The following is a 12750-nucleotide window of genomic DNA, read 5'->3' on the forward strand; positions in this document are numbered from 1 at the left end:
GTATTGAATAACTACCGTATTACTTAGATTACCTGATTCACTAATCTAAAGATGCTTAAAATAATAACCAATAACAATAATTTTGATTAGTTGTTATTGCTTTTTATTAATTTCTTTAAAATTTGTAAATGAAGATTATGGCTGAAAAAACTCTTCTATAGAATCTGCTAAAAATTTTATCATTAAGATATGAGTTATGCGGTCAATTGCTGGGTTTAGGTCGCATCCAAACAAGCAGTGAGAAAAATATTTACCTTGATTTTGGGTAAACTTTGGATTGAGGACATTTAAGGATTCTTGACCATAAAACTCAAATATAAGCTGGGCAAAATTATACTCATCAAAGTTAAACTTGCCACCAGGAAAGATTTTTAGCAATCCTTTATCCACTAAGTAACGCTGGTACTGAGCGCGAAGCCAAGCCAAACCTTGAAAGGCAAAATTGCAATGAATTAGCCAATTAATATCATTTGCCAGTGTTAAAAGTGTTTCTACAGTGTTATTTGTTAAATTTTTTACATTATTTGCTAATAAACAATTATCTATGCTGGCAGCATGATAATGTATGCCTTTCGATTCCACTTCTACACAGCTATTGTATAAAACAAAGCCATGAATTGGACAAATCAAAATACCAGGGATTTGATGTATTCTATGCCAGTAAGGTTCACCATATTTTTTGGTATCTTTTTCTAAACATTCAGGGCAAAATTTTAAAAATTTTTTTGAATCATCACTAGAATTAGTAGCAACTTTAGCAACATCTAGTATAGAGCCACTGAGTTTTTTACTCATTGAATTCTTTAGTAGCCAAGCCTCCTGTGGCATTAAGAAAGTTGCATAAAAGGGATATAATGTATGATTTTGTAGTAAATTCTCAACTTTTTGCTGGGAGCGTAAAGGGAAGTTTTTTACTAAATAATTTAAATTATTAGTTAAAGTAATTTTGCATATTTGTTGAGAACTGTAACCAAATAGCTCTAAGTCAGTTTGCTTGAAACTTTTATTTCCACTCCGAATGTGGTATCTAGCCAAAGTGCTATATAACAACTCATCGGGATACAGAGTAGGGAAGAAACTAAGCATTGAGGAGCTAAATATTTATAAAATCTTCTACTGGATTTTTGATTATACCTGCTGATTTCAAATCCTCATATGCCGATTTTTTCTCTTTCTTTGCATTCTCGACAATTCGTCGAATATCATGCTCTTGGTACTTTGGCTTTGATTTAGCTTTCTTGATACTTGTTTTAGTAAGGCTCTCATTTACTTGACCCCCTTGCAAAGCGAGAGCATATGCCTTATTAACTAAAGACGGAATATCTGCATCTTCATCACTATAAAAAATTTTTTCTGCACATTCCTTTGCTTTAGCAGCTTCTACTTCCAAGTTCAAAAGCTCAAGAATTACATGATTGAGCTTCGGCGATACTTTCTGCTGATTCTGCTGCTTTCTAGCTAATCTCCTAATCTCTGTCAAATCTTTAGCATCAAGCTCAGATAGACATTTATTGTGATATTCTGTAGTATCGAGGTCAGCAATATCCTTATATTTAACCATCCACTCTCTGTCCCCTGACCTAATTGCATCTAGCATTGGCTTTACTAAATACAATCCTTCTTTAGCAACTTGACGAATTAGCTCAATAGTAATAATTTCTTGACCACCTATTGAAATTGCTCTCCATTGAACCATTTTATAAAGTTTTATAGCAATATCAATAATTCCCTGGCTTTCCTCATAAAAAACTTCTTTTATTTCATCCGAGAAATGAACAGGTGTTTTTGTCCATTGGTATTCCCACATTCCTTCTAAGAAGTAACACCATTCATCATTATTTACCATTCTATTCCACATTCTACTTCCTTCTCCAGTATTTCTTCTGGCATTTCTAAAATTACCTTGAAGAAAACTAATGGCTTCATTCGTACCTACACGAATAACTGGAATTCCAATAGTATTATCGAGCTTTACTAAAAAATTTAATATTTCGTCTCTATTTCTTTTTGCAGTTGCTAAATTTTGTATTTCATCAATCACCAACACTCCTAGATGATGAGTGTGTGCTGTTTGTGCAAGTTGAGCCAATAGATAATCTTCAGATGTGCGTGCTGGGTTAAATTTCTTTAATAAATTAGTTCCCAGCAATCCATCGATCCCTTTAAAAGTATCTATACATAAACCCTTTAGAGTTTTAGGGCAATCTACCCGCAGCCAAACTATTTGGTAAACACTATAATCAGGATGAAAAATTACTTGGTCATAAAGCTCAAGAATATTTTTAAAATTTGTAGTCTTTCCTATACCTGATGGGCCAATTAGAGTTAAGCCAGACGCAGATGTAGGAAGATTAACGTAGCTTTCTAAATTTTTACCTCCTCCATTCCCTATTGCATTATAAATTTGTCTAGAGCGATTTGCATATTCAGGTTTTAGAAGATTCCTTGACAGATAGCCTGTCATGATAAGCGTACAAATAACTTTTTGTAATTCAAGAGTGTGATTTTGAGGCTCAAAATATCTAGACAGCCTCTCAATACAATGAAATCTATAATGAGCTACAATTTCCCTTTCTTGCTCATCAAAATCTGGTAGCCTTGTGACCTTATCTACGAATTCTTCATCTGAGAGAATAGGAGGTAATGCCTGAATTAATGGATTAATGTTGTATTCTGGAAGTTTTTGATCTATGTATTTGGCAATAACTGCTGATTTTCCATTAGGAATACTAAATTTTTCCTCATTCCTTTCCACGTTTTCGCTCCTGCCTTTTCCGGTTAAGTAGATCCATATGGTCAGGCTGTAATAGTTTTGACGCCTTTGAATCTTCAGATTGAGTACTTATTTGATGCTTATTATTATCAGCATCGGGAGTTTCTGTTTTTGCTAGTTCAAATGCTTCATTTTCACGTCGAGTATTTTTTTCGCTTGCTCTATTTGGTCGAATACCACTCACCTTTTGTCTAGTACTTATATTATTATCTAAAACTGCCTCAGTTTCTTCTTTAGCCTGACTAACTATACTTTCTATATTTGCTATCAAATCAGCTTTTGCTTGTAGTCGAATACCTTGATTTACTTGACTTTGCAATTTTTCATATGCTAATAAATAATCAATATCATAAAAGTTTTTGTCTAAATATCTTTGTTGCGATTCTAAAAGCCAACATTTTTCAAAATCCCTACCGCCTGGGAAACGTAAATAAATAAAGTTTGGCTGTCGAATATCATATGATACATTCAATGATTTCTCAGACTTAGATAATAAACTACTTCTAGATTTTTCAAACCAAAATTCCTTCCTTGCTTTCTCGCAAGTGTAGTACATTCCTTTAAATTTAATACCACGAGCAGTAATTGTTGCTTTTTCAGTAGGCATTAAATTTAGCTTGACAATATCTTCTGGAAAAGTTCTTAGTCTACCGGAACGATTAGCAATTCCCCATTGCCACAATTCTCTGGGTATAGGATTAACATCATCAGTAATCATCATTTCATCTCTAGCATAATTATTTAAATAATCATAATTGTTATGATTGAGAATCAAAAAGATGATTATTTTAGTAAATTCATCTATGTTAAGCCTACCGTCAAGGCGATAATCATGTCCTCCTCTCTGTCTAAAGTCAGTATCTATATAACCAGGAACAAATGGTTTTACATACCCATGAATAGTACGAAATTGTCTTTCTACTAATCCTTTCCAATCTGCTCGATAGGGAGCAGCATTTTCAATGCGAACATTTAAATTAGGGATTAATGTTTCTACTTTCATCCCTGCTAATTCACCTCTGTCGCCCAAAATGGTATCAGGAATATGCTTGCATGGCCACTCATCTTCAGAAATCTCTATACCATACGCCCGACAAAACTTTACCTTCTCTGTAGCTGCATTGGCTAAAGCTATCATTGCTCCTGTCCAAGATGGCCCTTCCAATCCGACGTAAACCCCAGTTATCATGCGACTAAAAACATCAATTATCACATATATAACAGGTCTACCAATAATCCAGTTGCGGTTGTAAAGGGATACTAAGTATAAATCTGCAATCGTAGCATCAATTTGATATCTAGACCCTGGCCCAATAGTTTCCAGTTGAGAAGTTCCGGTAATGGCTCGATTTTCTAAGGCATATTTTCTCGAACCCTTACGAGATATAATAGTTTTTCTAATATCAGTTTGTTCTACTTCGTACCAGTATTTAAATTGGGTAAATGTAGGTCGTTTATCTGGAGAAATTAAAATACTTTTCTTGACTCCATTACTATCATAATAAAAATCTTCAGCGTAATATTCCTTAATCATTAAATCATAAGCAGTTGTTAAAAAATTTTCTTTGGAATTATTATAGAATTTAGCAATTGCAACTCTAAATATTTTTTTATCTTCTTCTGTAACATTTCTTCCAATACCAATTTCTGGAACTTGTGCGTATTTTCTTGGTCTTCCTCTCTTTTTAACTCCAGAAGCTTTAGGCTTTCCTTTACCACCAGAATTTGCATAATCAGGCAAGAGCGCATTCTTATTTTTACCTCTCTGCCAAAATCTTCTTAGATATTTATAAACAGTTATTGGTACTAATTCACATTCAGTTCTACCTTCATTATATTTTTCGATAACCTGTTGAACTAAAGCACCTCTATAATTTCGATAGTATATCGATGGTTCTTGAGTAACAATAAATGAAATGATTTGCCAAGCTCTATCTCTAAGTTCCTTTTCTTTCTCTGACAAATCTTCATCTCTTACTATTCTTGCCCACGGGTCTGATTTAAGCTTCAATGCACTACCATCAGAAATAGCTTCTCTAATCTCTGAAACTTTTTTAGCTTCTGGAAATCCTGTTTTAGCGTTTATATCATAAACAAAGGCAATAATATATCCTTCATCAATCCAGAGAACTCGTTCTATAAAGTTATTACCTGATTCATCAATCCATTCAATTAGGTCATTTACAAACAAATCATGAATCATACAAAGTACCTCGTCCTATATTCTAAAAAATTATTTTTTGAATTTCTTTAGAAGAGTGACAACTAGATATTTTAGTTACCAGCATATCCATAATGATTTCTTTCCTAGCAATAAGGTGTCTAAAAAGGTAGAGAGATATTCCAGACTCTATATTCATATCCTTATCTAAAGACGTTGTTATTTTATTGATACTGGCATCACTTTCCTGAAGTCTGAACTTTAAAAGATTTGCGATGTTACGTAATTCTTCAAGATTTATATCTGTATTTTCTTCTAATTTATAAGCAGTATGAACCCATTCAACATTCTCAGCTAATTGTTTAGGAACTTCTTTTTCCGTGATTATTCCCCAATCAATACCTTTGGCAGCAAAGTAACGTTTTTCTAACTCAAATTTTTCAGCTACCGACTGACTTCCCAAATCCTTTATTAGCTTAAATGTTCGTGCTTTCTGAACTATCTTCTTACCTTGCTTGACAGAAAGCATAAAATCGGTAGTTAAAACACGGGGCGTATTGCTTTGCGGGTCTTTGGGATAGTTAATACCCATTTCATTCGCAATACTAATTGCTAAGTCCAGATCAAGTAGAGGAAACTGCTCTCTAATATCAACGATCGCATCTGACCACTCAAACACATAAAACAGTCGCTTCTCGTTGTCAGAAAAAAGATGATGTTCTCGGTTTGTTTTCCAACCCGGTGGTCTGGAGACACGACCCTTTGAGGGAAAGTCCTGAATCTTTATCCACGGCTTATAGTCTTTGCCACTACCCTGACCTCGGCCTTCCTTACAATAACGCTCAAACTTGGCTTGCGTCCAATCTTGTTTGCTTCTAGCCATAAAAACTCCTGTAGATGCTTGCAGATACACCTACAGGATAAATTGTACAACTTTTTTATATATTGTATAACTTTTTTAGTTGTTATACGACTTTTTTATTGTTGTACAATTACTTAAAGAGAACAAGTATTCATTTATTCCACAGTCACCGATTTTGCTAGATTCCTTGGCTGGTCAACGTCTAAACCGCGACGGGCGGCAATGTGATAAGCCAATAGTTGCAAAGGTACTACTGTGAGGATGGGGGATAGTAATTCATCAACTGATGAAACGGGGAGCAAGTCATTAAAGATTTCTGCGGCTTCGCCATCTTTAACTGGTGTTACACCAATTAATCGTGAATCTCTGGCTTTGGCTTCTTGAGCATTAGAAATTACTTTTTCATACACACTACCAGGAACTGCGATCGCCACCACAGGAACTTTCGCATCTAATAATGCAATGGGGCCGTGTTTCATTTCGCCAGCCGGATAACCTTCGGCGTGAATATAGCTGATTTCTTTTAGTTTTAAAGCCCCTTCTAAAGCAATGGGGAAGTTAATTCCTCTACCTAAAAATATGAAATCTTGAGTATCAGCAAATTCATGGGCTAGGTGTTCAGTTAAACGTTCCTGACTTGCCAATGTTTCTTCAATTTCTTGAGGAATTCGTCGCAGTCCGTTAATAATTTTTTCTATAGTTTCTTTTGAAACTGTTTGACGACGATTAGCTAAATCTAATGCTAAAGCATAAAACGCCATTAATTGAGCGATAAATGTCTTCGTGGCTGCTACGCCAATTTCTATTCCGGCTAAGGTACTAATAATATTAGGAACCATGTGACCAAGGCTGCTTTCTGGGCGGTTGGTAATGCCTAACAGTCGCGCTTGATATTTTGCTTCTTGACCTTGGCGGCGTTCTTTTTCCATTGCTAAAGCTGCCAAGGTATCGGCAGTTTCACCTGATTGGGTAACACCGATAATTAATGTATTTGGTGTTAAAGGTGATGGTGCATAGCGATACTCAGATGCGTAGTGTACTTGAGTGGGAATTTCTGCTAATTGTTCTAACAAGTGTTTGCCAATTAAAGCGGCGTGCCAACTTGTACCACAGGCGACGATATGAATTTGTTCTAAATCTGCGTATAGTGACTCAGATAAGCCGAGGTTAACAGGCGACTGGGAAGCATCTCCTACATTAGAAAAGTAAGCTTCTAAATTAGCTCTTACTACTCCTGGTTGCTCATAAATTTCTTTGAGCATGAAGTGTTTGAATCCCTGCTTTTCTACCATCGTGGGACTCAAGTTGAGCATTCGGGGTTGTTTTTTCAACCTATCCCCAGCAAAATTGTAAATTTCTACGCCTAATGGTGTGAGACGAGCAATTTCACCGTTTTCTAAGGGTAACACTGCGCGGGTGTAAGCAACGATCGCAGGTGTATCAGAAGCACAGAAAAATTCCCCTTGGCCAAACCCAATTACCAAAGGTGCTTGTTGACGCACAACAATTAACTCATCAGGATAGTCAGCAGAAATAGCTGCGATCGCAAATGCACCTTCTAGTTTACTAGCAGCTTGGCGAACCGCTTCTAAGAAATTTAAGGACGGATTTTTTAATAATTCAGCAATCAGATGGGGAATTACTTCTGTGTCAGTTTCGGAACGAAACTCATGTCCTTTTTGTTTTAATTCTTCTCGTAACTCGCGGTAGTTTTCCACAATGCCATTTTGCACTACAGCAATGCGTAGTGCTGTATCCATGTGTGGATGGGCATTGTGTTCTTCTGGTTTACCATGAGTAGCCCAGCGAGTATGACCTATACCAATTTGAGCAGGGTTTTCTAGCTGTTCCAACTTAGAACGTAGATTATGCAGTTTGCCTTTCGCCCTGACGCAATTAACTTCACCTTCCCAAATTGTGGCGATTCCTGCGGAATCGTAGCCTCTATACTCTAGTTTTTCCAGTCCAGACAGTAAAATTTCTGTTGCTGCTTGAGTGCCGATATACCCAACGATTCCACACATTGCTCACACCATTTTGGTTTTAGGATTATTAAATCCAGTATAGATGCTGTCAAAAGGGGTGTAGGGGTATAAGGGTGTATGGGTATAAGGGTAGATTTTGAGAAAAAAAGGAGCAAGCTGCTCCCTTTGCCACTAAGGTATTTTTATGGTTTTTGAAGTTTTACCTAGTAAGGTGGGCAGTACCCACCCTACGCTGCTAAAAAAGCTTGCTATGGAGACAGTGAATTGTGAGTCTAATAAGCTAGACCCATGCTGCGAGTTGTTTCAGCGCCCAGGTAAACCCGGATGCTCAAAAAGTCGGTGGGGCAGGCAGTTTCACAACGCTTGCAGCCAACGCAGTCTTCTGTGCGGGGTGAGGAGGCAATTTGAGCAGCTTTACAGCCATCCCAGGGTACCATCTCTAGCACGTCAGTAGGGCAGGCGCGAACGCACTGGGTGCAGCCAATACAGGTATCGTAGATTTTTACGGTATGAGACATTGAAAAAAGGCTCCTTTCGAGTTCTCTTCTCTGCGAAAGAATCATAATCAAGGCATAGTTTACCGCAGTGGCTTAGCCACAGTAAGTAAAAGGCTACATAACTTTAAACAATGTAATAGGCACTTTTTAAAGTGAAAATTTGCGAAATTTCTCTGTTTCCTTATAAATCAGCTACAGGACAGCAACGTATTTACCTCACTTGTTCACTAAGCTCAATGCTGAGTGTGAAGATATATGAAGTAAACCTAGAGGCTAGGGGTTAGGGACTAGGGGCTAGAGAATAAAGTTTTTCATGTTTGGTTGTCAAATTTTTTTTCATGAATAGCTGACTTGAAAGTGCTGAGTAAGTGAAAAATACTCATCTCTAATCTCTAGCCTCTTTCTCATACCATTTGAAAATTAGTAGCTTCTTCGACAAGTTCATAACCGGATGCTAACTTTTCAATGGCGCGGTCGATTAAATCTAAACCTTGCTGGACTGTTTCAATCACACTTAACTGTCCGCGCAATTCCGCTGCACCGACGAATCCTTTAGCATACCAAGTCATGTGTTTGCGGGCTTGACGGACACCGCGATCGCCTTTATATTCCCATAAAGCTTGTAAATGATCTCTGGCACATTCTAAGCGCCCAATTGGGGTAGGCGGTGGTAAAAGTTCGCCTGTTTTCAAGAAGTGGTCAACTTCTCCTACCAAAAAGGGATAACCTAAAGTTCCACGAGAACACATCACACCATCAGCGCCAGTTTGCTCTAAGCATCTCACTGCGGCTTCAACGGAAAATATATCGCCATTACCAATCACTGGTATCGAAAGTACTTCCTTTACACGGGCTATCCATTCCCAGCGGGCGTTACCATTGTAACCTTGGGCGCGGGTGCGTCCATGTACAGTAATCATTTTTGCCCCAGCATCTTCCATGCGTTTGGCAAAGTCGAGAATAATAATTTCTTTATCGTTCCAACCAATACGAGTTTTGACTGTTACTGGTACATCAACAGCTTTGACAACTTCCCGCACAATTGCTTCCGCCACTTCTGGCTGACGCAACAGCGAAGAACCGCCACCATTTTTAGTAATTTTATTTACCGGACATCCCATATTAATATCAACAGTATCAGCCCCTTCCGCAACGGCTTTCACGGCTGCTTCCGCTAAGAAATCGGGGCGACAGTCAAACAACTGAATACTAATTGGGCGTTCGTTGGGGTCTACTTCCATAATTTTGGGTAACTGCTTAACATAGTGCAGCCCCGTAGCGTTGACCATTTCGGTGTACATCATCGAATCTGGTGCATAGCGACGTACCAGACGGCGAAACACCAAATCTGTCACCCCAGATAAAGGCGATTGCAGAACTCGGCTATTGACTTCAAAAGAGCCGATTTTTAAAGGTTGGGAGAGTCTAGCTTGCAGACTGGGAGACAGAGTAACCATATCAACAATTCACAATGCAAACTTAATGATATCTTTTTATCCAAGACGCTTATTAATCATGGTAGCGATCGCCAAATACAATTTTCGGACGATTAAGCCTGCACTTGGTATAGAAATTATGCCCACTGACTGCATCAAACCTAGCAAGTCACTTTGACCCCAGTGTTCTACGAGTTGATCATCGACAATGCGATCGATATGAAAAAATGGGATGATAATTTGTTTGTTGATGGGCGGAATGCTTCCATCAGGGAAGGCATAACGAAAAACTCCTAGTATAGACTGTATGAATGCTTCACGATTTAGCGGTTCGGTAGCACCTGGAATGTGAGCAACAAAATTTGGCGCAAGAAATTCCTGCACTGCTGCTAAATCACCTTGGTCAAAAGACTTGTACATTTGCAGCACAGTAGACTTGTTTTGTTCAGCGGGCATAGTCTTTTTATCTCTATTGGATATACAGACTGAATTGATCAACAATTTGCACGTTTCAAATGTGCAATGGCAATTGTACTAATGTTTTTTACTTCTAGAGTTGAGACTCTATGACATCTTCAAAATAAGAATTAAAGCAGTCAGATTGTTTATTTTGAGTTTTGTTATTTAAGAAAATGTGCATGATAATACCATAAATATGTCAGTCTACATCACCAATCACACAGCGATACAACTTAAGCAAAAATACTAAAATTACACAAAAAATATCAATATAAAAAGTGTGTTTTTAACTACGATATGCCTTTGAATTAGTAAGATAAACTTGCCCTTAGTATACCTCAAATTATTGAGGTTGATTTAGTCACTAAAAAGGGATAAGTAATGAGCAGAGAAGTAGTCAAACTAATCTTATGGGAAGAAAACCAAAAAGATTTTATGAAAAAGTTCTATGATATCCAATTTATTCCCAGAATAGGCGAAGAAGTTTACCTAAAAAAGGAAAATTGGAAAGTTACCAGAGTTGAGCATGATTTAGAAGTTAGTGAGATTAATGTTTATTTGACATTAATCAAAAAAGTGAAGCAAGAGAAAGCATCTAACTCATAAATAGAAGTCAATCCACTAACTATCGTAAAATTCAAGTGAGGTTATTACCTTTTTTTAATTGTTAGAATAGTCTGTTATGAGGTACAATAAATGAGATTTACGTACCCAAATTCATAACTAAGACGTAAATCTTAATGCAAGCTTACACTGGCTAATAAAAGTACTCAGCGTAGACATCTAAAACGCTTGTGGTCAAGCACTTTGAATTTTTAAACCACAAGCGTTTCTTTTTGTTTTCTTAAAAACTAACTTGTAGTATTAGACTTTGCCATTAGATAAGCCCAAATATCTGCGATACTCATCTAGTTGCTTTTGAATTTGATCTAGCTGCTCTAAAAATTTGCCAAAATTGCCAAGATTGCCATTATTACCGTTATTTGGGCTATCGTTTGGGCTATCTTCATCTGTGGTGCTGTAACTCTGAATACCGATACTGTTATCGTAGTAGCGGAACTGTAACGCAGTTTGAGAATTCGTTGTGGTGTTGTGGCTAGAAACTTTAACGGGGGCGTTGGTATTGGGTAAAGAATTAGTGTTGAAACTCCAAGAGGTAGGTAATATTTGATGATTTGAGATTGGTGCGATTGCTTGCCGTACTATTGAGCCAGTATTGAAACTAGAAGTTGCAGCTTGGGTATTATTTCCTGCTGTTTCTGTAATTATTTGCCGCACTTGGGCAGGAGTTAAACTCCGGTTAGCACTCAACATCAAAGCAACTACACCAGCTACATGAGGAGTTGCCATAGATGTACCACTATAAGAAGCATACTGATTATTTGGCACTGTGGAATAAACATCAACTCCTGGGGCTGTAACATAAGCAAGTTGATTTGTCCCAGACCGATTAGAAAAATCAGCCAAATTATTATTTCTATCCACTGCACCAACAGCAATTCCTGAATTGTTGGCGTAGCGAGCTGGGTAATTTGGTTGAGAACCGCCACTATTACCCGCCGCCATGACAACCACTGCTCCTTTACTGTTGGCATATTCAATGGCGTTTTGCAGAGTGCGGTTAGAAAAAGTGCCACCCAAGCTCAGGTTAATTACATTAGCGCCATTGTTCACCGCATAGTAAATACCGTTAGCTATAGCATTGTAAGAGCCAGAACCAGACTCATTTAACACTTTAACCGGCATAATTTTGGCATCATAAGCAATGCCAGTTACACCATAGTCATTTCTTTCTCCTGCAATAGTGCCAGAAACATGAGTACCGTGACCATTATTATCTAGGGTGTTGTTGTTGTTACTGACAAAGTTCCAGCCGCGAACATCATCAACATAACCATTGCCATCATCATCTATGCCATTACCTGGAATTTCCTTCGTATTAGTCCAGATATTATTTTTCAAATCCTGATGGTTGTAATCAACACCAGTATCTATAACAGCCACAACAACACCCTTCCCTGTATATCCCTTAGCCCAAGCTTCTGGGGCTTTCACAAGGTCGGCTCCCCAGTTATTACTCCCTGAATTAGGAACATCTGCAAACGTACTCTTACCCGCTGCTCTGGCTACCGCAGCAGCTCCATTTATCAAGCCATAGCCAGTAGTGGAATTATAGTTTGTAGTTTTTACCGCAGTAGTTTTTGCATTACTTTGCTTGAGTACTTGCACCTCATTGCTTGTTTGGTGATAACTACTGCTGCTAAATAAGCCATATTCATTTTGAGTATGAAAAGTATCTGCTGAGGAGAGCAGCTGAGAATTTAGCCCGTTATGAGAAAGTAATTTTTTACTAGTATCATTAGTGGGCATAAGTATTTTCTCCTCAAATAAAGTCAAAATTCCATATTTTTGGCAGCATTAACTGTTAAAACCTTGCACCCAAAGTTTTAAAGAGTAAATTTGCTCTCCTTGCCAATAATTACTATGAAATTAAATAGCGAAATGCTGTTTTTTTTACAAAAATATATTAAATATAATTTAATTATTTACGACTATTTTTGGCTATAAACAAGGCTG

10 protein-coding genes are annotated in these 12750 nt (G+C 37.5%); 1 reads left to right on the forward strand and 9 read right to left on the reverse strand.

Annotated elements, in window-relative coordinates; genetic code table 11:
* Window positions 1–135 precede the first annotated feature (135 nt).
* The 8 genes from ACMX3D_RS02935 to ACMX3D_RS02970 all read right to left on the reverse strand — a co-directional run bounded on the left by ACMX3D_RS02935 (window position 136) and on the right by ACMX3D_RS02970 (window position 10170).
* Window positions 136–1086 (reverse strand): TniQ family protein, encoded by a 951-nt coding sequence (locus tag ACMX3D_RS02935; RefSeq protein WP_482749993.1) that lies wholly within the window; start codon window positions 1084–1086, stop codon window positions 136–138.
* A gap of 7 nt (window positions 1087–1093) precedes the next feature.
* Complete coding sequence (locus tag ACMX3D_RS02940) at window positions 1094–2755, reverse strand: ATP-binding protein (protein WP_482749994.1); 1662 nt, start codon at window positions 2753–2755, stop codon at window positions 1094–1096.
* Window positions 2742–4976, reverse strand: a complete 2235-nt coding sequence (locus tag ACMX3D_RS02945; RefSeq protein ID WP_482749995.1) for a Mu transposase C-terminal domain-containing protein — start codon at window positions 4974–4976, stop codon at window positions 2742–2744. The genes ACMX3D_RS02940 and ACMX3D_RS02945 overlap by 14 nt, the downstream gene beginning before the upstream one ends.
* A 22-nt stretch (window positions 4977–4998) precedes the next feature.
* On the reverse strand, window positions 4999–5817 hold the full coding sequence (locus tag ACMX3D_RS02950) for a TnsA endonuclease C-terminal domain-containing protein (protein WP_482749996.1): 819 nt from the start codon (window positions 5815–5817) through the stop codon (window positions 4999–5001).
* A gap of 134 nt (window positions 5818–5951) precedes the next feature.
* Window positions 5952–7820, reverse strand: a complete 1869-nt coding sequence (glmS, locus tag ACMX3D_RS02955; protein WP_482749997.1) for a glutamine--fructose-6-phosphate transaminase (isomerizing) — start codon at window positions 7818–7820, stop codon at window positions 5952–5954.
* A 233-nt stretch (window positions 7821–8053) separates the two neighbouring features.
* Window positions 8054–8299, reverse strand: a complete 246-nt coding sequence (gene psaC, locus ACMX3D_RS02960; RefSeq protein ID WP_012411495.1) for a photosystem I iron-sulfur center protein PsaC — start codon at window positions 8297–8299, stop codon at window positions 8054–8056.
* Between the two features lie 383 nt (window positions 8300–8682).
* Window positions 8683–9735: a tRNA dihydrouridine synthase DusB gene (gene dusB / locus ACMX3D_RS02965; RefSeq protein ID WP_482749998.1), complete on the reverse strand. Its 1053-nt coding sequence runs from the start codon at window positions 9733–9735 to the stop codon at window positions 8683–8685.
* Window positions 9736–9771: 36 nt separating this feature from the next.
* Complete coding sequence (locus ACMX3D_RS02970) at window positions 9772–10170, reverse strand: ester cyclase (RefSeq protein ID WP_482749999.1); 399 nt, start codon at window positions 10168–10170, stop codon at window positions 9772–9774.
* A gap of 384 nt (window positions 10171–10554) precedes the next feature.
* Here ACMX3D_RS02970 and ACMX3D_RS02975 point away from each other — a divergent pair, with 384 nt between their 5' ends.
* A complete protein-coding gene (locus ACMX3D_RS02975; RefSeq protein WP_482750000.1) occupies window positions 10555–10779 on the forward strand; it encodes a hypothetical protein in 225 nt (74 codons plus the stop codon).
* A gap of 258 nt (window positions 10780–11037) precedes the next feature.
* Here the strand turns inward: ACMX3D_RS02975 and ACMX3D_RS02980 are convergent, their stop codons facing one another.
* On the reverse strand, window positions 11038–12543 hold the full coding sequence (locus ACMX3D_RS02980; RefSeq protein WP_482750001.1) for a S8 family peptidase: 1506 nt from the start codon (window positions 12541–12543) through the stop codon (window positions 11038–11040).
* Window positions 12544–12750: the final 207 nt, after the last annotated feature.

Source organism: Anabaena sp. TISTR 8404, from assembly GCF_056847745.1.